This window comes from uncultured Amnibacterium sp. (assembly GCF_964245895.1).
Taxonomy (GTDB): domain Bacteria; phylum Actinomycetota; class Actinomycetes; order Actinomycetales; family Microbacteriaceae; genus Amnibacterium.
This window is the reverse complement of sequence record NZ_CAXTOQ010000037.1, coordinates 1-25394: the sequence shown is the minus strand read 5'-3', so window position 1 is coordinate 25394 and position 25394 is coordinate 1. Positions and strand designations below refer to the sequence as shown.

At 73.4% G+C, this 25394-nt stretch carries 25 protein-coding genes and 1 pseudogene; 9 read left to right on the top strand and 17 right to left on the bottom strand.

Going from position 1 to position 25394, the window contains the following annotated elements:
- A pseudogene (locus ACFE60_RS07505) lies at positions 1-631 on the bottom strand (hypothetical protein); the annotation flags it as partial.
- Positions 632-734: 103 nt separating this feature from the next.
- Here ACFE60_RS07505 and allB point away from each other — a divergent pair.
- Positions 735-2102: an allantoinase AllB gene (gene allB, locus ACFE60_RS07500; protein WP_375388230.1), complete on the top strand. Its 1368-nt coding sequence runs from the start codon at positions 735-737 to the stop codon at positions 2100-2102.
- Here the strand turns inward: allB and ACFE60_RS07495 are convergent.
- Complete coding sequence (locus ACFE60_RS07495) at positions 2044-2841, bottom strand: GNAT family N-acetyltransferase (RefSeq protein WP_375388229.1); 798 nt, start codon at positions 2839-2841, stop codon at positions 2044-2046. The genes allB and ACFE60_RS07495 overlap by 59 nt on opposite strands.
- Positions 2842-2896: 55 nt before the next feature.
- On the opposite strand from ACFE60_RS07495, the gene pucL reads away from it, so the two are divergent.
- A complete protein-coding gene (gene pucL / locus ACFE60_RS07490) occupies positions 2897-3796 on the top strand; it encodes a factor-independent urate hydroxylase (protein WP_375388228.1) in 900 nt (299 codons plus the stop codon).
- A 114-nt stretch (positions 3797-3910) separates the two neighbouring features.
- The gene (locus ACFE60_RS07485; RefSeq protein WP_375388227.1) at positions 3911-4612 is read left to right on the top strand and encodes an HAD family hydrolase; all 702 of its coding nucleotides are present in this window, start codon (positions 3911-3913) and stop codon (positions 4610-4612) included.
- Positions 4613-4666: 54 nt separating this feature from the next.
- On the opposite strand, the gene uraH is transcribed toward ACFE60_RS07485, so the two are convergent.
- The 3 genes from uraH to ACFE60_RS07470 are packed head-to-tail and all read right to left on the bottom strand — an operon-like array spanning position 4667 to position 6861.
- Positions 4667-4999, bottom strand: coding sequence for a hydroxyisourate hydrolase (gene uraH / locus ACFE60_RS07480; RefSeq protein WP_375388226.1), 333 nt, complete (start codon positions 4997-4999; stop codon positions 4667-4669).
- The gene (gene uraD / locus ACFE60_RS07475) at positions 4996-5484 is read right to left on the bottom strand and encodes a 2-oxo-4-hydroxy-4-carboxy-5-ureidoimidazoline decarboxylase (protein ID WP_375388225.1); all 489 of its coding nucleotides are present in this window, start codon (positions 5482-5484) and stop codon (positions 4996-4998) included. The genes uraH and uraD overlap by 4 nt, the downstream gene beginning before the upstream one ends.
- 9 nt (positions 5485-5493) lie before the next feature.
- Entirely contained in the window at positions 5494-6861 is a 1368-nt protein-coding gene (locus ACFE60_RS07470) for an MFS transporter (RefSeq protein WP_375388224.1), read from the bottom strand.
- Here ACFE60_RS07470 and ACFE60_RS07465 point away from each other — a divergent pair.
- Positions 6780-7337, top strand: coding sequence for an NTP transferase domain-containing protein (locus tag ACFE60_RS07465; RefSeq protein ID WP_375388223.1), 558 nt, complete (start codon positions 6780-6782; stop codon positions 7335-7337). The two genes, ACFE60_RS07470 and ACFE60_RS07465, sit on opposite strands and share 82 nt — an antisense overlap.
- Before the next feature lie 37 nt (positions 7338-7374).
- Here ACFE60_RS07465 and ACFE60_RS07460 read toward each other — a convergent pair whose 3' ends face one another.
- From ACFE60_RS07460 to ACFE60_RS07440, 5 genes are read right to left on the bottom strand one after another with little or no spacing between them, the layout of a single operon-like run.
- Positions 7375-8202 (bottom strand): MurR/RpiR family transcriptional regulator, encoded by an 828-nt coding sequence (locus ACFE60_RS07460; RefSeq protein ID WP_375388222.1) that lies wholly within the window; start codon positions 8200-8202, stop codon positions 7375-7377.
- Positions 8199-9446 (bottom strand): allantoate amidohydrolase, encoded by a 1248-nt coding sequence (locus ACFE60_RS07455; RefSeq protein WP_375388221.1) that lies wholly within the window; start codon positions 9444-9446, stop codon positions 8199-8201. The genes ACFE60_RS07460 and ACFE60_RS07455 overlap by 4 nt, the downstream gene beginning before the upstream one ends.
- Complete coding sequence (locus tag ACFE60_RS07450) at positions 9443-10666, bottom strand: pyridoxal-phosphate-dependent aminotransferase family protein (RefSeq protein ID WP_375388220.1); 1224 nt, start codon at positions 10664-10666, stop codon at positions 9443-9445. Before ACFE60_RS07450 ends, ACFE60_RS07455 begins: the two co-directional genes overlap by 4 nt.
- Positions 10667-10722: 56 nt before the next feature.
- Complete coding sequence (locus ACFE60_RS07445) at positions 10723-12324, bottom strand: AtzH-like domain-containing protein (protein ID WP_375388219.1); 1602 nt, start codon at positions 12322-12324, stop codon at positions 10723-10725.
- On the bottom strand, positions 12317-13399 hold the full coding sequence (locus ACFE60_RS07440; RefSeq protein WP_375388218.1) for an acetamidase/formamidase family protein: 1083 nt from the start codon (positions 13397-13399) through the stop codon (positions 12317-12319). The genes ACFE60_RS07445 and ACFE60_RS07440 overlap by 8 nt, the downstream gene beginning before the upstream one ends.
- Before the next feature lie 106 nt (positions 13400-13505).
- Between ACFE60_RS07440 and ACFE60_RS07435 the strand changes: the two genes are divergently transcribed.
- Positions 13506-14207 carry a YoaK family protein gene (locus ACFE60_RS07435; protein WP_375388217.1) on the top strand — a complete coding sequence of 234 codons (702 nt, stop codon included), beginning with the start codon at positions 13506-13508 and terminating at the stop codon, positions 14205-14207.
- 58 nt (positions 14208-14265) lie between these two features.
- Complete coding sequence (locus tag ACFE60_RS07430; protein WP_375388216.1) at positions 14266-15273, top strand: 1-phosphofructokinase family hexose kinase; 1008 nt, start codon at positions 14266-14268, stop codon at positions 15271-15273.
- 336 nt (positions 15274-15609) lie between these two features.
- On the opposite strand, the gene ACFE60_RS07425 is transcribed toward ACFE60_RS07430, so the two are convergent.
- Both ACFE60_RS07425 and ACFE60_RS07420 read right to left on the bottom strand, forming a co-directional pair.
- Positions 15610-17130, bottom strand: coding sequence for a sensor histidine kinase (locus ACFE60_RS07425; RefSeq protein WP_375388215.1), 1521 nt, complete (start codon positions 17128-17130; stop codon positions 15610-15612).
- A 32-nt stretch (positions 17131-17162) separates the two neighbouring features.
- Positions 17163-17918, bottom strand: a complete 756-nt coding sequence (locus tag ACFE60_RS07420) for a response regulator transcription factor (protein ID WP_375388214.1) — start codon at positions 17916-17918, stop codon at positions 17163-17165.
- 166 nt (positions 17919-18084) lie between these two features.
- On the opposite strand from ACFE60_RS07420, the gene ACFE60_RS07415 reads away from it, so the two are divergent.
- Positions 18085-19569 carry an ABC transporter permease gene (locus tag ACFE60_RS07415; protein WP_375388213.1) on the top strand — a complete coding sequence of 495 codons (1485 nt, stop codon included), beginning with the start codon at positions 18085-18087 and terminating at the stop codon, positions 19567-19569.
- 31 nt (positions 19570-19600) lie between these two features.
- Positions 19601-20284: an ABC transporter ATP-binding protein gene (locus tag ACFE60_RS07410; protein ID WP_375388212.1), complete on the top strand. Its 684-nt coding sequence runs from the start codon at positions 19601-19603 to the stop codon at positions 20282-20284.
- A gap of 54 nt (positions 20285-20338) precedes the next feature.
- On the opposite strand, the gene ACFE60_RS07405 is transcribed toward ACFE60_RS07410, so the two are convergent.
- The 3 genes from ACFE60_RS07405 to ACFE60_RS07395 all read right to left on the bottom strand — a co-directional run bounded on the left by ACFE60_RS07405 (position 20339) and on the right by ACFE60_RS07395 (position 23012).
- Positions 20339-21409, bottom strand: coding sequence for a LamG-like jellyroll fold domain-containing protein (locus ACFE60_RS07405; RefSeq protein ID WP_375388211.1), 1071 nt, complete (start codon positions 21407-21409; stop codon positions 20339-20341).
- Positions 21396-22265 (bottom strand): S26 family signal peptidase, encoded by an 870-nt coding sequence (locus tag ACFE60_RS07400; RefSeq protein ID WP_375388210.1) that lies wholly within the window; start codon positions 22263-22265, stop codon positions 21396-21398. The genes ACFE60_RS07405 and ACFE60_RS07400 overlap by 14 nt, the downstream gene beginning before the upstream one ends.
- 69 nt (positions 22266-22334) lie before the next feature.
- Positions 22335-23012, bottom strand: coding sequence for a hypothetical protein (locus ACFE60_RS07395; protein WP_375388209.1), 678 nt, complete (start codon positions 23010-23012; stop codon positions 22335-22337).
- Positions 23013-23281: 269 nt separating this feature from the next.
- Here ACFE60_RS07395 and ACFE60_RS07390 point away from each other — a divergent pair, with 269 nt between their 5' ends.
- Positions 23282-24292, top strand: coding sequence for an NADP-dependent oxidoreductase (locus ACFE60_RS07390; RefSeq protein WP_375388208.1), 1011 nt, complete (start codon positions 23282-23284; stop codon positions 24290-24292).
- Positions 24293-24349: 57 nt separating this feature from the next.
- Here the strand turns inward: ACFE60_RS07390 and rplA are convergent, their stop codons facing one another.
- Both rplA and rplK read right to left on the bottom strand, forming a co-directional pair.
- Positions 24350-25042, bottom strand: coding sequence for a 50S ribosomal protein L1 (gene rplA, locus ACFE60_RS07385; protein ID WP_375388207.1), 693 nt, complete (start codon positions 25040-25042; stop codon positions 24350-24352).
- Positions 25043-25054: 12 nt separating this feature from the next.
- The coding region (gene rplK, locus ACFE60_RS07380; RefSeq protein WP_375388206.1) for a 50S ribosomal protein L11 at positions 25055-25394 on the bottom strand (340 nt) is incomplete at its 5' end.

Genomic DNA, 25394 nt, shown 5'->3' with positions numbered 1-25394 from the left:
CCGCCGGCGGACGGGGGACCGACCCGTCGGTGGTGACGACCAGGTCGAGGTCCTGCCTCTCGCGGAGGACGATCGTGCGCGGGTCGCCGCGGAACGGCCGGCGGTCGACGAACATCCCGACCCGCACGCCGTCGCGGCCGTCGCGGTAGCCGCTGATCCGGCCCTCGCCGAGCGCCACGTCCCACTCCGTGAAGGCCTGGCCGAGCCGGAACGTCCGCTGCACCGGCGACTCGACGTGCAGCACGCCCGTCCTGTCGTGCGTGTGGATCGGCGAGTACCGGTCGGCCGGCACGTCGATCCCGATGTGCGCCGGCACGGTCACGGCCTTCCCGTCGACCGTGATCGACAGGTGCTCGTGGAGGTGCAGCACCGTGCCCTCCTTCGTCAGCATCGTGAGCCCCGCGGCCCGCGCGCGCTGCTCGACGTCGCCCGGTGCGGGCCAGGGCGGGGCGCTCGTGCGGCCGTCGACCCCGGCGCCGGCGTCGAGCGCGAGGAGCACCAGGGATCCGCAGCCGACGACGAGCGCGGCCGCCGCGACGAGCAGCACGGTCCGCCGCCCGGGTCGATGCGCCGCGAGCGGTCGGGCGCCGGGCCGGTCCGCCTCCGGCCCCTGCTGCACGGGTGCGGTCATGGGGTCAGTGTGCGCGACCGTGCGGACGACGGGGACCGATCGCGCGACATCTGCCGGAAAAACGGCCCTGGTTGACTCGCCGCACCCGGCGGAGGGAGTTCTGATGGTGGACGTCGTGATCGCGGGCGACCGCGTGCTCGTCGACGGCGCGTTCCGGCCGGCGGCCGTGGTCGTCGAGGCGGGGCGGATCCTGCGCGTCGCCCCCCTCCACGAGGCGCCCGCGGACGCGATCCGGCTCGCCGACGACGAGGTGCTGCTGCCCGGGCTGGTCGACACGCACGTGCACGTCAACGAGCCCGGGCGCACCGAGTGGGAGGGCTTCCGCACCGCGACCACGGCGGCAGCGGCCGGCGGCGTCACGACGCTGATCGACATGCCCCTGAACTCGATCCCGCCGACGATCGACCCGGCCGCGCTCGCGGTGAAGCGCGCGTCGGCGGCACCGTCGAGCGTGATCGACGTCGGGTTCTGGGGCGGCGCGGTGCCGGACTCCCTCGGCCACCTGCGGGCGCTGTGGGACGCGGGGGTGTTCGGCTTCAAGTGCTTCCTCGCGCCGTCCGGCGTCGACGAGTTCCCGCATCTCGACCGGGAGCGCCTCGACGCCGCCCTCGACGAGCTGGCGGCGTTCGACGGGCTGCTGATCGTGCACGCGGAGGATCCGGAGGTGCTGGTGCGGCACGCGAACGCCGGCGGGCCGCACTACCCGGCGTTCGTCGAGTCCCGACCGGAGGAGGCGGAGACCACGGCGATCGAGGCGGTCCTGGACGGGCTGCGCCGCACCGGCGGGCGGGCGCACATCCTCCACCTCTCCGCGGCCGCCGCCGTGCCGCTGATCCGGGCGGCGAAGGCGGAGGGGCTGCGCGTCACCGCGGAGACCTGCCCGCACTACCTCGTCTTCGACGAGGCGCACATCCCGGACGGCGCGACGCAGTACAAGTGCTGCCCGCCGATCCGCGACGCCGCGAACCAGGACCTGCTCTGGGCCGCCCTGCTGGACGGGACGATCGACCTCGTGGTGAGCGACCACTCCCCCTCCACGGCGGAGCGGAAGTTCGCCGGGGCGGGCGACTTCCAGGTCGCGTGGGGCGGGATCTCGGGGCTGCAGTTCGGTCTGCCTGCCGTGTGGACCGAGGCGCGGCGCCGGGGCGTGCCGCTCGAGCGGGTCGTCGGCTGGTTCAGCCGCAGCACCGCCGACTTCGCCGGCCTGACGACGAAGGGACGCATCGCCGCGGGTGCGGACGCCGATCTCGCGGTCTTCGCGCCGGAGGCGCCGCACCGCATCGACGCGACGGAGCTGCGGTACCGGAACCGGGTCAGCGCGTACATCGGGCACGACCTGGTCGGCGTCGTGCGCGGGACCTGGCTGGCGGGCAGCCCGATCGACCTCGACGGGGAGGCGAGAGGCCGGCTGCTCACCCGCCCGGCGTCCCCCGGTGCCACTCGTACGGCGTCGTCGTCGACACCTTCGTGAAGCCGCCGCGCTCGAGGATCGGGCGGGAGCCCTCGGTCGAGTCGCTGTTGATGTAGCGGACGCCCCTGCGCACCGCCGACTTCGCGCGCTCGGCGGTCAGCGCCCGGTAGATCCCGCGGCGTCGCCACGCGGCGTCGGTCGCTCCACCCCAGATGCCGGCGAACTCCGTGCCGGGCACCGGCGAGAGCCGACCGGTGCACACGATCTCGCCGCCCGCCTCCGCGATCCACAGCTCGTCGCCGCCGGCGATCCGCGCCATGGTCTCGGCCACCCGGTCCTCGTCCGGCTCCTCCCCGAACGCCCGGTCGGCCGCGGCCGACCCGCGCCGCACGTCCTCCGGCGTCGTGGCGGCCCGCAGGGTCACGCCGTCCGGCAGGGGCAGGTCGAGGGCGAGCAGCTGGGCGGCGCCGATCATGATCGACTCCGGCTCCTGCGGCACGAAGCCGGCGGCGACGAGCGCGTCGAGCAGGCCCGCATCCCGGTCGTGCCCTCGCGTCTTCCACTCGACGACGGCCACCTCCGGATCCGCGGCGGCGGCTTCCAGCGCCTCCGCGACGAGCGCCCGCGGGTCGGCGAGGGCGACGGCCTCCGGATCCGCGGCGGTGATGAAGCCGCGGCGGCGACCCCAGGTGGCCACCCACAGCGGCCCGAGGCGGACCCGGGTGGTCGCGCCGAGCACCTCGTTCTCGCCCCGCAGCTGCGCGTCGTAGGCGGCGAGCAGGGTCGGGGCGTCGGTCATGGATCTCCTGCAGCACGGAAACACGCGGGACACACGCCGGTGCCAGGCTCGGCGCATGTCCATCGTGCTCGGCCCCCATCAGTACGGCAAGGCGGAGACCCGCGTGGTGCGGATCGTCCGGGACACCGCGCGGCACGAGATCACCGACCTGAACGTGTCGTCCGCGCTGCGGGGCCGGTTCGACGCGGCGTACCTCGAGGGCGACCAGCGCAGCGTGCTGCCCACGGACACGCAGAAGTGGACCGCGTACGTCTGGTCCAAGAAGGTGAACCCGGACCCGGTCGAGCGGTACGGGCTGGCGCTCGCCCGCCACTTCGTCGACGGGTACGAGCCGGTGGACGCGGCCCGCATCGAGATCGAGCGCTACGACTGGACGCGCGCCGTCGTCGGCGGGGTGCCGCACGACCACACCTTCGTGCGGACGGGCCAGGAGGTGCGGACGGCGGCGATCACGCTCGAACCCGCCGCGACGCACGTCGTGCAGGGCTTCAAGGACCTGGTCGTCCTGAAGAGCACCGGCAGCCGCTTCAAGGACTTCCTGGTCGACGAGTACACGCTGCTCCAGCCGACCGAGGACCGCGTGATGGCCACGTCGCTCACCGCGCGGTGGCGCGTCACCGATCCTGAGGACGACGTCGACTGGAACGCGATGTACGACGAGGTCAAGGCGGTGATGCTCGAGCGGTTCGCGACGCTCGACAGCCTCGCGCTGCAGCAGACGCTCTGGCACATGGGCCGCGCAGCGCTGGAGGCGTTCCCGCGGATCACCGAGATCCGCCTCGTGGCCCCGAACAAGCACCACTTCCCCGTCGACTTCTCACGGTTCGACGAGGAGAACGCGAACGAGGTGTTCAACGCGGACGACCGGCCCTACGGCCTGATCTTCGCGTCCGCGCTGCGGGACGACGCGCCTCCGGCCGGCGACGCCTGGCTCGCGTACACCGGCCTCACCTGACGTCCGCTGATCCGCAGACCTCTCGCGGTTCAGCAGAGCTGCGGCGACGCGCCGCAGGATCGAGCCCCGCACCGGCGCGCCGCGGAAGAGCTGCGGATCCGCGAGCATGGGAGGGTGACGTCCCTCGTGCTGCTCGACCTCGACGGCACCCTGCTCGACGGCTCCGGGCTGCCCGCCGCGATGCGGGCGACGTGCGCGGCGCTCGCGGCGGATCTGCCCGGCGTCTCCGCCGACGACCTGGTCGCCGCGAACACCGCCGCCTGGCAGCGGCTCTGGCCGGACGTCGAGGACGACTACATGCTCGGCGGGAGGCGCGGGGACGAGGTCGGCCGCGACCCGTGGCGGGCGACGCTCGAGGCGTGCGGGCTCGAGGGCGACGCCGTGGTGGACCGGGCCGTCGCGATCTGGGCGGAGGAGGAGCGCGCCTCCTTCCGGCTGTTCCCGGACGTGCTGCCCGCGCTCGAAGCGCTGGCGGCGGCCGGGATCCGCGTCGGCATGGTCACGAACGGGGCCTCGGTGGTGCAGCGGGAGAAGCTCGACGCGACGGGGCTGACGGGCCGGCTCGATCCGCTGATCATCTCGAGCGAGGTCGGGGTGAAGAAGCCCGACCCGGCGATCTTCGAGGTCGCGCTCGCGCGCGGCGGCGTCCTCGCGGCCGAGGCGCTGCTCGTCGGCGACCACCTGTGGCACGACGTCGCGGGCGCGATGGCGGTCGGCATCCGCGGCGTCTGGCTCGACCGCCGCGGCACCGGGCGGGAGGCGGACCAGCCGCAGCCGGACGCGACGATCCGCTCGCTGGAGGCGCTCGCCGTCTGATGCCGCGAGCGGCATGGATCCGGCTCGGGTTCCCCCGGTTCCGGACCGAGCCGGTCAGGACCCGCGGTAGGTGCTGTAGGAGAACGGGCTCAGCAGCAGGGGCACGTGGTAGTGCTCGGTGCCGGAGACGCGGAAGGTGACCTGCACCTCCGGGTAGAAGCTCGGCCGCCTCGTCGCCTCGAAGTAGTCGCCCGTCGCGAACGTCAGCCGGAAGACCCCGCTCTCGAGGCGCTCGGGCCCCAGCTCGGGGATGCGGCCGTCGGCGTCGGTCGCCCCGCTGGCGACCTCGCGCCAGCCGTCGTCGGTCTGCCGGTCGAGCCCCACCCCGACGCCGACCGCCGGCGTACCGAAGGCGGCATCGAGCACGTGCGTCGTGACCTGGCTCATACGTCCTCCCCGAACAGGGCGGCGATCCGCAGGGCGGCGATCTGCCGCAGCTGCTCCTTCGCCTCCTCGGCCTCCTGGATCTCGTCCTGCTTCAGCCGGCGCTGCAGCTCGTCCAGCACCTCCTGCCGGGACCGGCCCGCGGCGCGGATCAGGAACACGCGGCCGAACCGCTGCTCGTAGACCTCGTTGCCCTTCGCGATCGCGGCGTCGACGCCCTCGTCGTTCGCGCCGAGCCCCGCCTGCTCACCCTGCGACAGCCGGTCGGAGGCGCCGCTGCCTGCCGACCGCTGCCCGATGCGCGGGTGGTGCGCGACGGCCTCGTCGAGCTCGGCGTCGGTGATCCCGGCAGCCGCACGCAGCCCTGCGGCGACCAGCGCGTCGACGTCCGCGTAGGGGCCGCCGTCGGCGACCTCCTCCACCCACCGGCCGATGCCGAGCGCCGCGGCGAGCCGGTCGAGGCCGTCGGCGGAACGCGGATCGAGCACCGATCCAGCCTAGTGAGCGCCTCCCGCCGGCTCCGGGGCGACGGCCCGGGTGCTCACCGGCCGAGCGGCACCGGAGGCGAGGCCCGCGGCGGCGATGAGCACCAGCACGACCAGCAGCGCCAGCAGGATGCCGGTCTGCTGCCCGATCAGGCCGATCAGGGGCGGCCCGACCAGGAACGCCGTGTAGCCGATGGTCGCGACGGCGCCGACGGTCGCGGTCGCGGTGCGCGGGTCGTCCGCCGCCGCGGACATGCCCACGGGGAAGCCGAGCGAGGCACCGATCCCCCACAGGACCACGCCGACCACGACCAGCGCGTCGACGGGCACGAAGATCACCATCAGCAGCCCGACCACCGCCAGCGCCGCGGAGGCGCGCAGGACGGGCACGCGACCGAAGCGGTCGAGCACGAACACGCCGCCGATCCTGCCGGCGGTCATGGCGGCGAGGAAGAGGCTCAGCACCGCGGCGCCGCCCGCGTTGTCGAAGCCGTGCCCGTCGACCATCGCGAGGCTCAGCCAGTCGTTCGCGCTGCCCTCCGCGAACGCCATCCCGAGCACGATGACGCCGATCAGGAGGACGCGCGGGTCCTTCCACACCGCGAGCCGGCTGAGGAAGCCGCCAGGGGCGGGCTCCTCCCCGTGCTCGAGCGGCTGCTCGGCCGGCTGGAGGAAGCGGACGAGGACGAACGTGACGACCAGCGACAGGATCCCGACGCCGGAGAAGTGGAACCCGATCGGCACGCCCCACGCCTCCAGCAGCGCGCCGACGCCCGCTCCGGCGACCGTGCCGCCGCTGAAGGCGGCGTGGAACAGCGGCATGATCGTCCGCCCGATCGCCCGCTCGTTCGCGGCCCCGGACAGGTTCATCGCGACGTCCACGATGCTCGAGCCGCCCAGCGTGATCAGCACGAGGAAGATCGGGAGGAAGGAGGGCGCGAACGTGACGATCGGGCCGAGCGCGATCATGCCGACGCTCACCACGCTGTAGACGACCAGGATGGTCCGCGTCGCACCGAGCCGGGCGACGATGTGACTCGCGGCGATCACGCCGACGATCGATCCGGCGCTCATGCCGAGGATCAGGAAGCCCATCTCCTGCGTGCTCGCGCCGAGGATGTCGCGGACGGCGGGCACGCGGCTCGCCCAGCTCGCGAACAGGAAGCCGCAGAGCGCGAAGATGGTGAACACGGCGTTCCGCCACCGGATCAGCTCGCGGCTGGGCGCGGTCCTGGTGATGGGCACGATGGGACACCGTACGGGCCGCAAGCGCTTGCTGACGAACTCGGAGGTCCGACGTGACGGATCTGGTCGGGCTGGTGCTCGCGGCGGGCGCCGGAACCCGGTTCGGCGGGCCGAAGGCGCTGGCCCGGACGCCATCGGGCGAGCCGTGGGTAGGCCGCGCGGTCGCGCTGCTGGTCGACGCCGGCTGCGAGCGGGTCGTCGTCGTGCTCGGCGCGGAGGCCGACGCCGCGCGCCCGCTCGTGCCGCGCGGTGCGTCGGTCGTCGTCGCGAGCCGCTGGCGGAGCGGGATGGGCGCCTCCCTGGCCGCGGGGATGGCGGCGCTGCCGGAGGCGGACGCCGCGCTCGTGACGCTGGTCGACCTGCCGGGTCTGCCCGGCTCGGTCGTGGCCCGCGTGCTCGCCGAGGGCACCGAGCGCGACGTGCTGGCTCGCGCGGTCTTCGGCGGGGTGCCGGGGCATCCGGTGCTGCTCGGTCGCGACCACTGGGACGCGTTCCGGGACGCGCTGCGCGGCGATCGCGGCGGCCGCGCGTTCCTCGAGGAGCACGGCGTGACGCACGTGGAGTGCGGCGACCTGTTCTCGGGCGAGGACGTCGACCGTCCTCCATTGTGAAGGCGATCTGGTCGACCGGATCGCCTTCGAAATGAGATCAGGAGGGCTCGAGCTCGCCCAGCGCCGCGTAGGCCCGGTCGATCGAGCGGACCCGTTCGGCGCCCTCGGCGCCGCAGCGGGCGAGCACCTCGCCCGCGAGGACGCTGACGAGCGACGCCGCGGCCGCGTAGGAGTCGAAGGGCGACGCCGACTCGATCGGCACGTCGAACCGCCAGCGGGCGGCGGTCGGACGCAGGGTGGGATCCGCGATCAGGACGAGGTTCGGCGTGATCGCCCGGGCGGCGGCGGCCATCTCGCCGAAGCCGGAGGGACGCCGGCGCAGGCCCACGATCACGACGGCGTCCTCCGGACCGAGCCCGACCAGCTCCTCCGCGATCGTCTGCGCCGCCTCCGGCACCAGCCGCACGTCCGCCCGTGCCTGCGCGAGCGCCTGCCGCAGCAGGGCCGCGATCGGGAACCCGGACCGGAAGCCGGTCACCACGACCCGCGGCGCCGCGGCGATCGCGGCGGCCGCTGCCCCCAGCGCCCCGGTGTCGAGGGCCGCGGCGAACCGCTGCAGGTTGCCGACGTCCCTGGCGAGCGAGACGGCGGCGGCATCCGCGAGCGCGTCGACGACGACCGGCACCCCCGCCGTGCGCTGGGCGCGCAGCAGGTCGCGCACCTCCTGCGACCCGGTGAAGCCGAGCCGTCGGAACAGCCGGGACACCGTCGCCTTCGACACCCCGGTCAGCCGGGCTAGCTCGCTCGAGTTGTACAGCGCGGACTCCTCCGGCCGGGACCGGAGGAAGCCGGCGACGCGCTGCTCGTGCGGGGTCAGCCCGGTCCACGCCTCGTCGATCCGCGTCGCGAGGGTCGGGCCGGTCACGCTCGGCGCTGCGCGGCGACGGCCTGCACGGTCGCCTCGAACGCGTCGAGCGCTGCGGCGGTGTCCGCCTCCGTGACCGTCTCGTCGGGATGGTGGCTGATGCCGTCGTTGCCGCAGCGGAGGAAGAGCATCGCGACCCCGGTGACGTCGGCGACGGCCATTCCGTCGTGGCCCGCCCGGCTCCAGATGCGCATCGGGTCGCCGTCGCCGGTGGCCCGGACGCCGGCCTCGACGGCGGCGACGAGCGCCGGGTCGCAGGTCGTCGTGTCGGCCCGGTAGAACTCGTCGTGGCGCCAGGCGACCCCGCGCCGCTCGCAGACCTCGCGGGCGAAGGCGTCGATGCGGTCGAAGGCGGCGTCGCGCGCGGCGTCCGTCTCGGCGCGGAGGTCGAGGGAGAAGCGGGCGGCGCCCGGCACGACGTTGACGCCGCCGGGGAAGGCGCGGATGCGGCCCACGGTCCCGATGGTCCGCGTCTCGATCGAGATCCGCTCGATCGCGACCACGATCTCGGCGGCCGCGACGAGCGCGTCCCGCCGACGGGCGTACGGGGTGCCGCCGGCGTGCCCGGCGCGCCCGGTGACCTGCAGCGCGAAGCGCCGCGCGCCCGCGATCGAGGTGACGACGCCGAGCGCCCGATCGGCGTCGAGCAGGTGCGGGCCCTGCTCGATGTGCGTCTCGAGGTAGCCGACCAGGTCCTCGGGACGCCTCGCCGCGTCGCCGATCCGGTCCGAGTCCAGCCCGAACTCCGTCATCGCCTGGCGGACGGTGACGCCCTTGCGGTCGGGGGTGGCCAGCCACGCCTCGCCGACCTTCCCCGCGAACGCGCGGGACCCGAAGAGGGCGTTGCCGAACCGGGTGCCCTCCTCGTCGGTGAAGCCGATCAGCTCGAGCGCGAACGGCAGGGTGCCCGCCTCGAGCCGGTCGGCGACCTCGATCGCGAGCAGCACGCCGAGCATCCCGTCGTACCGGCCCGCATCCGTCACGGTGTCGAGGTGGCTGCCGAGCACGAGCGCAGGCAGCCCGTCGCGCTCCCCCTCGAGCCGGCCGCACACGTTGCCGGCGGCGTCCTGCCACACGGTCAGCCCCGCCTCCCGCATCCAGTCGCCGACCATCGCGTTGGCCGCCCGGTGCTCTGGCGACAGGGAGACCCGCTCCAGCCCGCCCGCCATGGAGGTGAGGCCGGCCAGTGCCTCGCAGCGAGCGAGCGCCCGCGCCGCGCCGACTGGAGCCGTGCGGGCGCTCACGCGACCGCGCCGTAGACGCCCTGCGCCGCCTCCGTGCCGCCTCCGGTCGGCACCGGCGCACCGTGCCGCCTCAGCACGGCCTCGAGCGCGGCGAGCGTGACCAGCACCGCGTCGCGGCGGGCGTTGTAGCCCATGGTCCCGATGCGCCAGACCCGGCCGTGCAGCGGCCCGAAGGAGGTGCCGATCTCGATCCCGTAGTCCTCGAGCAGCTCGGCGCGCACGGCGTCGCCGGCGATCCCCTCCGGGATCTCGACGCCGACGACGTTCGTCATCCGGTGCGCGACGTCGCCGAAGACCGCGAGGCCGAGTCCCTGCACCCCGGCGAGCATCGCGTCGCCGTGCAGGCGGTGCCGGGCGACGGCCGCGCCGATGCCCTCCTCCAGCAGGAGGCGGGCGCACTCGCGGGCGCCGTACAGCATGGTCGTCGCCTCGGTGTGGTGGTTGAGCCGCTTCGGGCCCCAGTAGTCGAGGATCTGGCCGAGATCGAAGTAGTTGGAGCGGATGCGATCGGCGCGCACGACGGAGTCCGCGTCACGGATGCCGGCCTCGATGCTCTTGCGGCTCTCGATCACCTCGACCGCGCGGGACGAGAGGGTGATCGGGGCGGACCCGGAGGGGCCGCCGAGGCACTTCTGCAGGCCGGCGGTCACCGCGTCGAGGCCCCAGGCGTCGGTCAGGAACTCGTTGCCGCCGAGCGTCGCGGTGGTGTCGCAGTACAGCAGCACGTCGTGCGCGCGGCAGATCGCGCCGAGCTCGTCGAGCGGCTGCGCGACCGTCGTGGAGGTGTCGCCGTGCACGATCGCGAGCACCTTCGGGCGCACCTCGCGAATCGCCGCCTCGATCGCCTCCGGCGCGAACACCTGCCCCCAGGGCACGTCGATGGTGTGCACCTCGGCGCCGCAGCGCTCCGCGATCTCGACCAGCAGGTGTCCGAAGCGGCCGAAGCGCGGCACGAGCACCCGGTCCCCGGGCGCGACGAGGGAGACGAGCGCGGCCTCGATGCCGGCGCGGGAGGTGCCGTCCACGAGCAGCGTCGCGTCGTTGTCCGTGACGAAGACCTCGCGGTAGAGCGCCTGCGTCTCCGCCATCGTCGCCGTCATGAAGGGGTCGTACTGACCGACGAGCTGGGCGGACATCGCCTGCAGCACCCGCGGGTACACGGTGATCGGGCCGGGTCCCATCAGCAGCCGGGCGGGCGGGTCGATCGGGCCTGCGGGCATGCTGCTCCTCGTCTGCAACCGGTGTTCCTCCGCTCGATCGTACGGCAACGGTCGTTTCAGTCTCGTGACGTTCCGTTCTGAAGGAACCTCTTGCTCGACGGCGAAGGAGTTCCTTCGAAACGGAATCCGGCGGCGCGGTGGATCAGCGCGTCGTCGCTGTCCCTCGGGCCGACGAGGCAGATCCCGAGCGGAGCACCCTGCACCTCCAGCAGCGGCGCCGAGAGCGCGGGGGCGCCGAGGATCCCCGCGACGCAGGTGAGCCGCAGCGTCTGCGTGCGGACGCGGTCGACCTCCTCCGGATCGACGGTCGCCTGCGGGGCGATCGACGCGGTGGAGGGGAGCACCAGCACCGCGCCGACCAGGGCCGCCTCGAACCGCTCGCGGTGCGCGGCGAGGTCGTCCCTCGCCCGAGCCGCCTCGTCGGCCGGGATCGCGGCGGCGACGCGGAACCGCTCGGCGACCGCGCCGGACACCGCACCGGGGTGGGCCGTGAGCCAGGCGCCGTCCGACTGCCACGCCTCGAACGCCTGCACGACGCGGAACGCCTCCTGCGCGGCGGCGACGTCGCCGAGTTCGACCTCGTCCGCCGCGCCGTGCCGCGCGGCCCAGCCCTCCACCGCGTCGCGCACCGGCGGATCGAGGGCGGCGAGCAGCCGCGGCGCGATCACGAGGCGGTCGGGCAGCGGCACCGCTGGTGCAGCGATCGCCGAGGCCCGGGAGCACGCCGCGAGCACAGCGCGGTCGCGGGCCAGCCAGCCGATCGTGTCGAAGGAGGGGGCGAGCGGCAGCATCCCGTCGCGCGCGACCCGGTCGTGCGTCGTCCGCAGCCCCCACAGCCCCTGGTACGACGCCGGGACTCGGATGGAGCCGCCCGTGTCGGTCGCCAGGCCGATCGACGCCTGCCCGAGCGCGACCGCGGAGGCGGGCCCGCTGGAGGAGCCGCCCGGCAGGCCACCCGGCACCCGCGCGTTCGGCGGGGTGCCGTAGTGCGGGTTCGCGCCGGCGATCGAGTACGCGAGCTCGTCCGTCCTGGCGATGCCCGTCACCTCAGCGCCCGCGTCGAGCAGCGCCTGCACGGCGGAGGCGGTGGCGGGCTCGACCGCGGCGGCGTCGAGCCAGGCCGGGACGCCGGCGCCGATGCGGTGCCCGGCGATCGCGAACAGGTCCTTCACCGCCACCCGGTGCCCGGCGAGCGGGCCGGTGCGCTCCCCCGGGAGCAGCGGCGTGCCGACCCGACGCCAGATCCGCAGGTCGACGGCCGGGACCGGTCCGCTGACGTGCGCGACCGCGACCTGCCATCCGGCGTCACCGCGTCGCCACAGCTGCGTCTGCTGGCCGCGGCCGCCGGCGGCGGGCGCGAGCTCGGCGACGACGAGCGCGGCGGCGGAGTCGATCGTCCGCACGTGCACGGCGGCGACCCGCCGCTGCGGCGCCCCGCCCCGTCCCCGGCGGAACGCGGCGATCGCGTCGTGCCCGACGAGCAGGCCGCCCGCGTCGCCCCGGAGCGTCTGCGGCCCGTCGGCGAACAGGGCGTCCAGCGCCGGCACGTCGTCCGCCATCAGCGCGCGCTCGTAGCGCCAGAAGGCGTCGAGCAGGCCCGCGGGCGGGTCGGCGTCGGCGTGCACCGGCGCGGACGCGTCGACCGGGAGGTCAGCCATCGAAGTCCGCGACGCGGATCCTGGCATGCACGCCCTTGACGACGTCGACGACCTGCGAGATGTCGAAGTCGGTCGCCGCCGACAGGTACGCGAGCGCGTTCGGGCGGTCCATGCCGAAGCGGGCATGCAGCAGCTCGATCGCGGCGCGCACGCAGCGCTGCACCGCCTCGTCGAGGTCCTCGCTCAGGCCCGTCGGCACGAGGTACTCGGGCGTGATGACCAGTGGGCCGGTGACGACGCCGTACTCGGCCTCGGCCTCCGCGCGCGGGACCACGGACAGGCGCAGGGCCGCGCGGAGGGAGGCCTCCATCGCGGTCAGCGCGACCTCGCCGTCACCCTGCGCGAAGTGGGGGTCGCCGACGTACGCCAGCGCCTCCGGCACCTGCACGGGCAGCAGCAGCGCGGCGCCCTCGACCAGCAGGTTCACGTCGATGTTGCCGCCGTAGGCGCCCGGCGGCACGGAGTGCGGCCGCACGTCGCCCGCCGCCGCGACGCCCATGATGCCGAGGAACGGGGCGAGCGGGAACCGCGCGACCGCGTCGCCGTCGGCGGTGCGGGGCAGCAGCCCGACCAGCCCGTCCCCCGCCTCCTCCACGGCCGCGAAGACGCTCACGCTGCCGGGGACCTGCGGGTACTCCCCCGGCAGGGCGCCGCGCCCGTGGCGGTTGGACACGACGCCGTAGGGCACCCGCGGCTCGAGGGTCAGGACGTCGATGCGCAGCAGGTCGCCAGGCTGAGCGCCCTGCACGCCGATCGGCCCGGTGACGACGTGCGGGCCGTCCGATTCGTCGTGCACGGACTCGGCGGCGATCCGCACCGCGTCGTCGAGCACCAGCTCGGGCGGCACCCCCTCCCGCGCGAAGAACGCGAGCGGGTCCTGCCCCTGGTCCGGCAGCAGCCCCTCGTGCGAGAGCGTGTCGACGGTCACGACCGTGCCGGACGCGACCGACAGCGCCGGGCGGTCGGCGGCGCACGGCAGCCGGCCCCACAGCACGGTCCCCGGCGTCGCCGGCAGGTAGACCGCGGCGTCGGAGCCGGGCTGGACCGCCGTCCAGCGGGAGAGGTCGAACCGCATGCCACCTCCGAGGGGTCGGGCCAACGGTAGCGGCAGGCCGCCAATACGCTGGAGGCGGTGCGAGCGCAGCGAGCCTCGAGACCACCACGAACGCTCGAGGAGCGGGATGCTGCGCGATCAGGGCCGGCTGCACCTGGGTCTCATGCTCGTGCTCACCTTCTCGACCGGCGTCGTCGATGCCATCGGGTACCTCGGTCTCGACAAGGTGTTCACGGCCAACATGACCGGCAACGTCGTGATCCTGGCGATGGGCCTCACCGGTCAGGACGGCCTGCCGATCGTCGGGCCGATCGTCGCGCTGGCGGGGTTCGTCGTCGGCGCGGCCGTGGCCGGGCGCTTCCTCCGCGGCGTCCCGAAGGGCTGGCACCGCCGCGACACCACGGTGCTGTCGATCGTCGCGGGGCTGCTGCTCGTCGCGCTGGTGCCCACCGCCTTCATCACCACCACGCCGGCCGACCCGGCACTCGGCCTGCCGGTCACGGCGCTGCTCGCGATCGCGATGGGCATGCAGGCCGGAGCCGCGCGTCACATCGCGGTGACCGACGTCACGACCGTGGTGATCACGTCGACGCTCGCGGCCCTCGCGTTCGACTCGCGGCTGGGCCGCAGCACCGGTCAGACGTGGTTCCGCCGGCTCGCCGCGGTCGTGCTGCTCGCCCTCGGCGCCCTTTCCGGCGCAGCGCTGCTCCTCGTCGCGTTCTGGCTCGCGCTCGCGCTCGCCGCGCTGCTGCTGGTCGCCGTCGCGGTGCTCGGCGCGCTGGGCAGCCGCCGCCTCGCGGCGGAGGAGGCGGCGGACCCCGCTCAGTAGAGTGCAGCAGACCGTGCGGGTGCGCCCCCGGTCTTCGCGCGATCTGGAAGGACGTTCCGTGAGCGGCGTCGTCACCCTGACCCCTGCCCCGGTCCTCGACCGCACCTACCTCGTCGCCTCCATGGCGCCCGGCAAGGTGAACCGGGCCGTCGAGGTCCACGAGTACATGAGCGGCAAGGGCCTGAACGTGGCCCGCACGCTGCACCTCGCGCGCACGCCGGTCGCCGCCGTGATGCCGATCGGTCGCGACGACGAGCACCTGCTGTTCCGCACGCCGTACCCGCACATCCTGCGGATCGTGCCGATCCAGGGGCGGATCCGCGTGAACACGGCGATCGTCGAGGACGGCGGCCGCACCACGAACGTGAACCAGTCCGCGATCCCGATGTCGACGACCGACTGGGACCGCGTCGTGGACCTGACCGTCGAGCAGATCGTCGACATGGACGCCGACTGGCTGTGCGCCTCCGGCACGCACCCGTTCAACAGCGACACCGGCGACTACGTCGACATGACGTCGCTGTTCGAGCGGGCCCGGGAGGCGGGCGCGCGCGTCGCGCTGGACACCAGCGGCGTGCCGCTCGACCGGCTCGTGCCGAGCGGGCTCGTCAACCTGATCAAGCCGAACGCGGACGAGCTGGCGAACCTCGTCGGGCGGAACCTGGAGACGGTCGGCGAGGCGCTCGACGCGGGCCGCGAGCTGAACGCGCAGGGCGTCGAGATCGCGCTGGTCTCGCTGGGCGCGGACGGCGCGCTCGCGATCTCGGCGGACAGCGCGGTCTGGGGCGCGGCGGTCGCGCCGCAGCTCGTGAACACGACGGGTGCGGGCGACGCCACCCTCGCCGGATTCCTCGGCCACTCGATCCGGGAGGGGTCCCGGGGCGCCGAGGGCGGCTCCGTCATCGATCTCGAGGGCGGGCTCACGACGGCCGTGTCCTGGGGCGCGCTGGCGGTGTCGCTGCCGACCACCCTGATCTCGGGCCTGGAGAACGCGCCGATCCCGACGGTCAGCGACCCCGACCCCGACCGCGTCCTCCTCGAGAAGACCCACCTCACGAAGAAGTAGCCCGCCCTCGAGGGCTCGAGGTCACGCGCTCGAGGGCTCGAGCAGGCGCGCTCGCTCGAGCAGGACGATTCGAGGGCTTGAGCAGGACAGCACGGCTTGAGCAGGCGAATTCGGCCGATTCTGTCCTGCCTAACGCGTTCTGTCCTGCTGAAGCCCTCCCCCTGTCCTGCTGGATCCCTCGCGGTCCTGCTGGATTCCTCGTCCAGCGCAGCCGCTCGCCCGGACTGCTCCGCGAGGGCTTGAGCATGACAGAACGGCTTGAGCAGGCGAATTCGGCCGGTTCTGTCCTGCCGAACGCGTTCTGCCCTGCCGAAGCGCTCGCAGCTGCGGACGTGATCAGGCGGGCTGGGGCTCCTGCGTCGGGGCGGACTTCGCGGCGACCGGCTGCTCGACCGGCAGCTGCACGGTGAACACGGTCGCGCCCGGCTCGGAGGCGACGGAGACGGTGCCGTGGTGCGCCTGCACGACGGCGTTCACGATCGAGAGGCCGAGCCCGGTGCTGCCGGTCGCCCGGTTGCGGGAGGCGTCGCCGCGCACGAACCGTCCGAACAGCGCGGGCCGCAGCTGCTCCGGGATGCCGGGGCCGTCGTCGCGCACGCGGGCGATCACGTGACCGTCCTTCGGCGCCGCCAACTCGACGGTCACGTGCGTCCCGGCGGGCGTGTGCACGCGCGCGTTCGCCAGCAGGTTGGTGAACACCTGCTGCAGCCTCGCCTCGTCGCCCCGGACGACCACCGGCTCCTCCGGCAGGTCCAGGTCCCACTCGTGGTCGCCGCCGGCCGCGTGCGCGTCGCCGATCGCGTCGACGAGCAGGCGGGAGAGATCGACGTCGCGCGTCTCCAGCTCGCGCTCCGCGTCGAGCCGGGCGAGCAGCAGCAGGTCCTCGACGAGGCTCGTCATCCGGATCGCCTCCGACTCGATCCGGCCGATGTTGTGCTGCACGTCCTCGCCGAGGTCGCCGCCGAACCGCCGCGTCAGCTCGGCGTAGCCGCGGATGGAGGCGAGCGGCGTGCGCAGCTCGTGGCTCGCGTCGGCGACGAAGTGCCGCACCTTCTCCTCGCTCGCCTGCCGCACGGCGAGCGCGCTCTCCACCGAGTCGAGCAGGTTGTTCAGTGCGGATCCGACCTGGCCGACTTCGGTGTGGGGGTTCGTGTCGTCCTCGGGTACGCGCTCGGGCAGGTCGACGTCCCCTCGTTCGAGCGGCAGCGACGCGACGTTGGAGGCGACAGCTGCGACCCGGCGCAGCGGCCGCAGCGCACGCCCCACGATGAGCGCGCCGAGCAGCCCCGCGAGCACGATCGCCAGCACGACGACGACCGCGATGGGCGCGACGTAGCTGAGGAACGACTTGTTAAACTCGGACAGGGGTCGTCCGACGTAGACGGCGTCGGCTCCCTGCTGGGAGACCCCGCTCACGGCGAACCGGTACGCACCGACGCCCGGGACGTCGACATCGACGTAGCCCCCTCGAGGTTCGGAGGAGACCACCGATCTCGCGGTGGACTGGATCGCTGCGATGGCGGAGGAGCTGAGGGCCTTCTTGTCCAGCGTGCTCGCGGTGCTTGCTCCGCTGGGCACCGAGTAATGCGTGCCCTCCGCGTAGCCGCCGAAGCTCGGCAGGTACACGGCGACTATCGAGTCGCTCCGCTCGATGAACTGCCCGTCGCCCTGGGCCGCAGAAAGCAGCGCCTGGGTCGGCCCGCGGACCAGCCCGGAGATGCTGTTGTCGAACTGCGTCGACACGACGTTGCGGATGACCACGGTCATCACGCCGCCGATGAGCACGCTCGTCACCGCGACGAGCAGCACCGTGAGACCGATGAGCCGGCTGCGGAGCGTCCAGCTCGAGAACCGCATGGTGGACCTTCGGGAGGGGGGAGGGAGGCGGATTACTCCGCTGCCTTCAGCATGTACCCCGCGCCGCGCACGGTGTGGATCATCGGCTTGCGGCCGGCGTCGAGCTTGCGGCGCAGGTAGGAGATGTAGATCTCGACAACGCTGGACTTGCCGCCGAAGTCGTAGTTCCACACCCGGTCGAGGATCTGCGTCTTCGACAGGACGCGGCGCGGGTTGCGCATCAGGTAGCGCAGCAGCTCGAACTCGGTCGCGGTGAGGTCGATCTGCTCGCCGTCGCGCGACACCTCGTGGCTGTCCTCGTCGAGCACCAGGTCGCCGACGACGAGGCGCGGGTCCTCCTCCTCGCTGGCGGTCAGCATCGAGCGGCGGATCAGGCCCCGGAGGCGCGCGACGAGCTCCTCCAGGCTGAAGGGCTTCGTGACGTAGTCGTCGCCGCCGGCGGTGAGGCCGTTGATGCGGTCCTCGAGCGAGTCCTTCGCCGTGAGGAACAGGACCGCGGTCTGCTGCCCGTCCTGCCGCACGCGGGACAGCACCTGCATGCCGTCGATGTCCGGCAGCATCATGTCCAGCACGATCGCGTCGGGGCGGAACTCGCGGGCGAGCGCCAGAGCCCTGCGGCCGTCGGAGGCGGTCTTGACCTCCCAGCCCTCGTAGCGGAGGGCCATCTGGAGCAGGTCGGTGAGCGTCGGCTCGTCGTCGACGACGAGCACGCGGATGGGGCTGCCGTCGGGGTGCTTCAGGCGGGGACGGCTCTGCGGCGCGGCATCGGAGGCGGCGGAACGGGTCATGGACACGTGATCGAGAGAACCGCAGAACCCTATGAACCGCATGAGGACGGGTGATGCGGATCCTGGGAGCAATCCATGTCCGCAGGAGCACGCGGCCTTCGAGCTCTTACGGAACGCAGAGGTGAACCGACAGGTCCCGTTCAGGTTCCGCCCTAGCGTCCCGTCCGTGTTCGGAACCTACCTGCGCCGCGAGCTGGCGAGCCGCCGACGGCAGACGACCATCATCGCCGTCGGCATGGCGCTCGCCATCGCCCTCGTCGTCCTCGTCACCGCGGCGGCGGCAGGGGTCAGGGACGCGCAGGGCACGGCGCTGCAGAACGTGTACGGCGTGGGCACGGACATCACGGTCACGGAGCCCGCGAGTGCGGCCGCGGCGAACGGCGGGAGGCAGGACTTCCAGTTCGGGGCGGGCTCGGGCAGCACCTCCGGCGGCACGCAGTCGATCAGCCGCAGCCGGCTGCGGACCGAGCCGGGCACCACGACGTTCGCGTCGACGGCCGTGACGAAGGCGGAGCAGACGCTCGGCGTCAAGGCCGCGACCGGGGTGCTCAGCCTCTCGAACACGACGTTCAGCGGCGAGCTGCCGACGCAGCGCGAAGGCGGCTTCGGCCAGCGCGGCAGCGGCTCCACGCAGCCGACCGGCGGGCCGGACGGCGCGGGCGGCAGCTCGTTCGGCGTGGACCGGATCTCCGTCCTCGGCTACGACGTGAAGGGCGCGACCATCGGCCCGCTCACCGCGGCGACGCTGACGAAGGGCCGCTCGCTGACGGCGTCCGACGCCGGCAAGGACGTCGCCGTCCTCGACGCCGACTACGCCACCAGCGCGAGCAAGACGGTCGGCACGACCGTCGCCCTCGGCGGCACGTCGTTCGACGTCGTCGGCATCGTGAAGTCGACGGCGACGTCCGGCGCCTCCGGGTCGAACGTCTACATCCCGCTCGACACCGCGCAGACGCTCGCGGGCGAGAAGAGCAAGGTCTCGAGCGTCTACGTCGAGGCGACCAGCGCGGCGCAGATCGACGCGGTGAAGGCCTCGCTGCAGACGACGCTCGGCTCCTCGATGACCGTGAACACGCAGGCCGACCTCGCCTCCACCGTGACGGGCTCCCTGTCGACCGCCGCGTCGCTCGCGAACTCGCTCGGCCTGTGGCTCTCCGTGCTGGTGCTCGCCGCGGCCTTCCTGATCGCGGTCCTGTTCACCGTCTCCGGCGTGACCCGCCGCACCCGCGAGCTCGGCACGCTGAAGGCGATCGGCTGGAGCGACCGCCGCATCGTCGGCCAGATCGCGGGCGAGTCGTTCGTGCAGGGCCTCATCGGCGGCGCGATCGGCATCGTGCTCGCCCTCGTCGCCATCCTGGTCGTCGACCTGGTCCATCCGACGCTCACCGCGTCCGCCGCTGCAGCCGGTCGGGGCTTCGCGTTCGGAGGAGTCGGCGGCGCCGCGCCCAGCGGGGCGCCCGGGGGGTTCGGCCAGGCGGCCGGCACCGCGGCGACCGCTGCCTCCGACATCGTGCTCGACCTCCCCGTCACGCCGTCGGCGATCGTGCTCGCCGTCGCCCTGGCGGTGCTCGGCGGGCTGATCGCCGGCGCGTTCGGCGGCTGGCGCGCGTCGCGCCTCCGCCCCGCCGAGGCGCTGCGCAGCGTCGCGTAGGCACCCGGACCCCGAGGAGGAGATCCCCACCATGTACGAGCTCGAACGCGTCTCGAAGACCTACCGCCAGGGCGGCCGTCCCGTCCCGGCGCTCGTCGACGTGGACCTCACGATCGCGGACGGCGAGTTCGTCGCCGTGCAGGGGCAGACGGGCGGCGGCAAGTCGACGCTGCTGCAGCTGCTGGGCGCCCTCGACAAGCCGACGTCCGGCACGATCCGGCTCGACGGCGCCGATCTCGGCAGGATGGGCTCCTCCGAGCTCACCCGCATGCGCGCCACGAGGATCGGGTTCGTGTTCCAGAGCTTCAACCTGATCCCGACGCTGACCGCGCAGGAGAACGTGGAGACCGCGCTCGCACCGACCCACGTCGACGCGCGCGAGCGGCGGGAGCGCGCGAAGCAGGCGCTCGAGTCCGTCGCGCTCGGCGACCGGCTGGAGCACCTGCCGAGCGAGCTGTCCGGCGGGCAGCAGCAGCGCGTGGCGATCGCCCGCGCGCTCGTGAAGCAGCCGGCGGTGCTGCTCGCGGACGAGCCGACCGGCGCGCTCGACGAGGACACGCGGGGCGAGATCGTCGGGCTGCTCGAGACCGTGTGGCGGGACCGCGGGCTGACCCTGATCGTCGTGACGCACGACTCGTGGGTCGCGCACCGCGCCGAGCGCCGCATCCACCTGAAGCAGGGCCGGGTCAGCGAGAAGGCGTCCGCGAAGGTCTGATCGCCGGACCGGCGGACCGGCCCGCGTCCGTGCGCCGGTCCGGCGTCCGTCCGCTCACTGCGCCGATGACACGGCGTCGGATCCGGGTGCGGTCGAGACGGGCTGACTCGTCGCCGCGGGCGCCGTCGCGCGTGTCGCGCCGGCGGATCGCGGGCTCGTGGTGGGATCCGCGGTCGCGATCGGCGCCGCCTTCTCGCTCGGTGCGGCGCCGGCCGTCGAGGACGGCGCCGGCGCAGCGACCTTCGTGTCGGCCGGAGGACCAGGACGACCGATCGTCCAGGCGAGGCCGACGTCGTCGGGGCTCAGCACCGTGGCGTACGCACCCGCGAAGGCGAGCGAGCCGGTGAACGAGGACGTCGAGGGCGCGCCAGGCCAGCCCTCCGTCCGCCCCTGGCCGATCCGCCAGTAGCCCGCGTAGTCCTCAGCGAGCACCTTCCTCGGGTCCGCTGCGACCTGGACGCCGTCGAGGTACAACGACGATCCATCGGACGAGGAGGTCGTCGCGACGGCCTGGTGCCAGAGCCCGTCGTTCACCGGCGACCTCGTCGTCAGCGTCGTCGTGTCCCCGTCGTAGACGCCGTAGTCGAGGATCCCGGAGGAATCGATGTAGAGGTGCTTGTCGTAGTGGGACGCGGTTCCGTCCTGCACGTCCTCGAAGCCGACGAGCTTCTCGCTGACGGCGCTCGTGCGGAACCAGATCTCGATCGAGAAGTCCTGGCGGATCGTGCGCGACGGCTTCGACGTGATGACGAGGCTGGACTTGCCGTCCAGTCGGTAGGGGGTCCCCGCGTCAGCGGGGCACGCCCGCGGGGAGTCGGGGTCCTGGCCGCGCTCACCGACGTACTTGCCGTCGTTGCCCGCCGAGCCGGAGTCGGCCGCAGCCGAGGCGCCCGCCTCGTCGCGCAGACCGTACTCGAAGAACGCGGTGTCGCGCCGAGCCGGCTCGGCGAACACGTCGGCACAGGTGAAGCGGTTCTTCGCAGCAGCCGTGTCGACGGTGTTCGTCACCGAGCCCGTGAACGCGCTCAGGGTGCTGGGCACCGACGCGGCGACGCCGCCGAGGAGGAGCAGCGCCGACGCCGTGAACACGAGACCACCCGCTCGGCGGCGGTCAGACCGCTGCATCCTCGGCCTCCTCCACGGGGACACCGAGCACCAGCACGAGGATCACAGGGAGGAGGCAGAGCAGGGCGACGACCACCCAGCCGAACGGGTCGAGACCGAGCTGGGCCGTCATCGTCACCCGACCGCCGGCGAGACGCGGCATGAGCAGGTGGCCCACCTCTCCGGTCGCGAGCTCGATGTGCCGACCGTCCGACGTCGCCAGCCGCAGGGGCAGCAGCGCGGTGGACACGACGGTCGCCCGCATGCCGTCGTCCTCCGCGCTGGACTGGAGCAGGACGTAGCCCGTGAAGGGCTTCAGCGTCCATGACACGGCGGCCAGCCCGATGGAGACCATCGCCGTCCGGACGGACCAGCGCACCGCGGGCGAGCGGATCAGGAGTCCGAGCAGCTGGGCCGCGACCAGCGCGACGAGCAGGTACGGCGCTGCCCGCACGAGCCAGCCGACCCCGGGCACGACGGCGGTCGCACGCGAGACGACCATCGCGGGCGTCACGGTCCAGGGATCGGCCCGGCCGTTGATGTCCCCCTTCGTGCGGAAGCCCGACGGGCCGCGGGCGACGACCCGGTGCGTGTACGGAGCGACCAGCGTCCCCGGCGGCTGGAAGGTGATCAGGTCCCCGACCTGCACCGGGGCGTCGGCGTCACCGACGACGAGGCTGCCGACCGGCGCCGCGCGGCCCATGGACGGCGACTCGACGATGAAGGCACGCAGCCCCGCGGCCCACGCGATCCCGAGCACGGCGACGATCAGGCCGGCGGCCGCGATCGCGAGCAGCTCGCGTCGGTGGTGCCGCAGGATCGTGAGGGGCCGGACGGCGGCGGGCGCGATCACGCGGATGGGCATGGTCTCGGCCACGTCCCCACCTCCCCGCCGAGCACGGTGCCCGCGAGGGGATCCTCCCCCCGGACGGGGGAGGATCCGGGCTCACGCGCCGGTGAAGGTCCAGGTGAGAGGCTGGCTCACCTGCTGGCCCTGAACGGTGTTGACGTTCGCCGCGGTCGACATCGCGAGCGAGAAGGTGAACGTGATCGTGTTCCCGCTCGAGGCCTGCGGGATGCAGCCCGCCGGCATCGTGTAGGTCTGCGCCTGCACGGCGGTCAGCGTCTGCGCGTTGACGACCGTCGCCGGGGACGGACCGCCGGTCTGCACGCACGTCACGGTCAGCGACAGGCTGTCGCACAGGTTGGTCGAGTCGGAGGCCGACCCCGAACCGCTGCCTCCGGACTTCGTGCAGGTGCCGGGAGCGAGCGTGAAGCTGTTGACCGCGGACACCCCGGTGTTCGCGAACGCGACGGTCTGCGTGTGCACCGCCCCTGGCGTGAACGGGGTGACGGTGCCGCCGTACTTGTTGATGCCGCTGCAGCTCGCGTAGTTGTTGTTGGTGCCGGACGAGCTGAGGCACGTGGTGCCGCCCGACCCCGTCTCCTGCATCGTCAGCGAACCGGCGGCGGCCGTGTTGCTCGAGTTCGTGATGCTCGCCTGAAACGCGGAGAGCGTGCCTGTGACCGATGCGCCGATCAGGGCAGAGCACAGGGCGGCCGTGGTGAGCGCGACCGGGACCAGCCTGGCTCGGCGGATCCGGAACATCCGTGTGGTGCCCATGGTCAACCTGCTTCGCCGTCGCCTCTACCGCGCTGCCGGGTGGCCTCGCCAGGAGCACAAACTATGCACGGAGGCCCGCGCGACCGTGCACGACACGGTCCCCCACTTCGGGTGCCGCGTGCACCCGATCCCCGTCGGACTGCACTCTTCGCTCGCGCTGGGCCTCCGCGGGCCAACCGTTCCATCCTGGTGACGTCCCGGAAACAGCACGGAATCACGGAGCCGATGGAATGGGCGTCGCCTCGCACGACTCGACGACGGGAGACCCGATGACGCTCCGTGGCGAGACGGCCGCCGTGACCGCGCCGACGCCGGTCGGCCTCATGCGGGCGGCCGTGACCGACCGGTTCGGCGACGTCGGTGCGCTGCGCATCGCCGAGGTGCCCCGTCCCGAGCCGGTGCTGGGAGAGGTGCTCGTCCGCGTGGTCGCAGCCGGCCTCAACCCGATCGACGTGTCGACCAGGTCCGGAGCCGGCGCCGCCGCCGGGGTGGCCGGGTTCCCGGCGGTGCTCGGGCACGACTTCAGCGGCGTCGTGATCCGGACGCCGTACGAGGCGTTCCGCCTCCAGCCCGGCGACGAGGTCTACGGGGTGAGCGCCGCCCCCCGGTCGGCGGGCAGCTTCGCGGAGTACGTGACGGTGCCGGCGCAGCAGCTCGCGCTGAAGCCGAAGGTGCTCTCGCACGCGGACGCGGCGGCGGTGCCCCTCGCAGCGCTGACCGCATGGGGCGCGGTGGTCGAGCTGGCGAAGGCGCACGAGGGCCAGCGCCTGCTCGTCCACGCGGGAGCGAGCGGCGTCGGGCACCTCGCCGTGCAGCTCGCCGCCTACTTCGGCGCGCACGTGATCGCCACCGGCGCCGGGGGCGACCTCGACTGGTTGCGCGAGCTGGGTGCCGCTGAGACGATCGACTCCACCGCGACGCGGTTCGAGGACGTGATCGGCGAGGTCGACGCCGTGCTCGACCTCGCCCCCGACCGATTCGACCGCAGCGGTCCTCTCTCCCTCCGCGCGCTGCGTCCGGGCGGGCTGCTCGTCACCGTGCCGAGCGGCTCGTGGCCGACGCTCCTCGCCGACGCCGAGCGCGCGGAGGTGCGGGCGACGACGTTCACGACGGTGCCCGACGCGGCGACGCTGGCCGTGATCGCGCGCCTGATCACCTCCGGCGACGTCCGCGTCAGCGTGCAGCGGGTGTTCCCGCTCGAGCGGATGGCGGAGGCGCAGCGCCTGCTCGAGGACGGCCACGTCCGCGGCAAGCTGGTCGTGCAGGTCGCCGACTACTGACGAATGAAAGAGCGGGGCGGGCCCGAAGGCCCACCCCGCAGCTCTGGTCGGATCAGGTCACGCGAGCGCGGCGACGTCCAGGGGGATGCCCGGGCCGAAGGTCGTGGAGACCGACGCCTTCTGGATGTAGCGGCCCTTCGAGGCGGAGGGCTTGAGCCGGTTGATCTCGTCGACCGCGGCCTTGAAGTTCTCCGCGAGCGCCTCCTCCGTGAATCCGGCCTTGCCGACCACGAAGTGGACGTTGGAGTGCTTGTCGGTGCGGAACTCGATGCGGCCGCCCTTGATCTCGGACACGGCCTTCGCAGCGTCCGGGGTCACGGTGCCGGTCCGCGGGTTCGGCATGAGGCCGCGCGGGCCGAGCACGCGGCCCAGTCGACCGACCTTGCCCATCATGTCCGGCGTCGCGACGGCGGCGTCGAAGTCGGTCCAGCCGCCAGCGACGCGGGCGATCAGCTCGTCGCCGCCGACCTCGTCCGCGCCTGCGCCGATCGCGGCCTCGGCGGCCGGGCCGATCGCGAAGACGATGACGCGGGCGGTCTTGCCGGTGCCGTGCGGCAGGGAGACCGTGCCGCGCACGATCTGGTCCGCCTTGCGCACGTCGACGCCCAGCTTCAGGGCGACCTCGACGGTGGAGTCGAACTTCGCCGACCCGGTCTCCTTGGCGAGGTTCAGCGCCTCGTCGGCCGAGTAGAACTTGCCCTCTTCGATCTTGGCGGCCGCAGCGCGGTACGCCTTGCTCTTCTGTGCCATGGTTCCCGCTCCCTACTGCTCGACCGTGATGCCCATGGACCGCGCGGTGCCGGCGATGATCTTCGCGGCCGCCTCGAGGTCGTTGGCGTTCAGGTCCGGCTGCTTGGTCTGCGCGATCTCGCGCACCTGGTCGCGGGTGAGGCGGCCGACCTTCGCGGACTGGGGGGTGGCGGAGCCCTTGGCCACGCCGGCGGCCTTCTTGATCAGCTCGGCGGCGGGCGGGGTCTTCAGGATGAACGTGAACGTCCGGTCCTCGTAGACCGTGATCTCCACGGGGACGACGTTGCCGCGCTGCGACTCGGTCGCGGCGTTGTACGCCTTGCAGAACTCCATGATGTTGACGCCGTGCTGA

Excerpts from the sequence above, each read along its gene's own strand:
- allB (WP_375388230.1), top strand. The coding sequence starts at position 735 with ATGGTGGACGTCGTGATCGCGGGCGACCGCGTGCTCGTCGACGGCGCG.
- ACFE60_RS07495 (WP_375388229.1), bottom strand. The coding sequence starts at position 2,841 with ATGACCGACGCCCCGACCCTGCTCGCCGCCTACGACGCGCAGCTGCGG.
- pucL (WP_375388228.1), top strand. The coding sequence starts at position 2,897 with ATGTCCATCGTGCTCGGCCCCCATCAGTACGGCAAGGCGGAGACCCGC.
- uraH (WP_375388226.1), bottom strand. The coding sequence starts at position 4,999 with ATGAGCCAGGTCACGACGCACGTGCTCGATGCCGCCTTCGGTACGCCG.
- ACFE60_RS07470 (WP_375388224.1), bottom strand. The coding sequence starts at position 6,861 with ATGGCGTCCGGGCCAGCGCCTTCGGCCCGCCGAACCGGGTTCCGGCGC.
- ACFE60_RS07450 (WP_375388220.1), bottom strand. The coding sequence starts at position 10,666 with ATGCCCGCAGGCCCGATCGACCCGCCCGCCCGGCTGCTGATGGGACCC.
- ACFE60_RS07445 (WP_375388219.1), bottom strand. The coding sequence starts at position 12,324 with ATGGCTGACCTCCCGGTCGACGCGTCCGCGCCGGTGCACGCCGACGCC.
- ACFE60_RS07440 (WP_375388218.1), bottom strand. The coding sequence starts at position 13,399 with ATGCGGTTCGACCTCTCCCGCTGGACGGCGGTCCAGCCCGGCTCCGAC.
- ACFE60_RS07435 (WP_375388217.1), top strand. The coding sequence starts at position 13,506 with ATGCTGCGCGATCAGGGCCGGCTGCACCTGGGTCTCATGCTCGTGCTC.
- ACFE60_RS07425 (WP_375388215.1), bottom strand. The coding sequence starts at position 17,130 with ATGCGGTTCTCGAGCTGGACGCTCCGCAGCCGGCTCATCGGTCTCACG.
- ACFE60_RS07420 (WP_375388214.1), bottom strand. The coding sequence starts at position 17,918 with ATGACCCGTTCCGCCGCCTCCGATGCCGCGCCGCAGAGCCGTCCCCGC.
- ACFE60_RS07410 (WP_375388212.1), top strand. The coding sequence starts at position 19,601 with ATGTACGAGCTCGAACGCGTCTCGAAGACCTACCGCCAGGGCGGCCGT.
- ACFE60_RS07405 (WP_375388211.1), bottom strand. The coding sequence starts at position 21,409 with ATGCAGCGGTCTGACCGCCGCCGAGCGGGTGGTCTCGTGTTCACGGCG.
- ACFE60_RS07395 (WP_375388209.1), bottom strand. The coding sequence starts at position 23,012 with ATGGGCACCACACGGATGTTCCGGATCCGCCGAGCCAGGCTGGTCCCG.
- ACFE60_RS07390 (WP_375388208.1), top strand. The coding sequence starts at position 23,282 with ATGACGCTCCGTGGCGAGACGGCCGCCGTGACCGCGCCGACGCCGGTC.
- rplA (WP_375388207.1), bottom strand. The coding sequence starts at position 25,042 with ATGGCACAGAAGAGCAAGGCGTACCGCGCTGCGGCCGCCAAGATCGAA.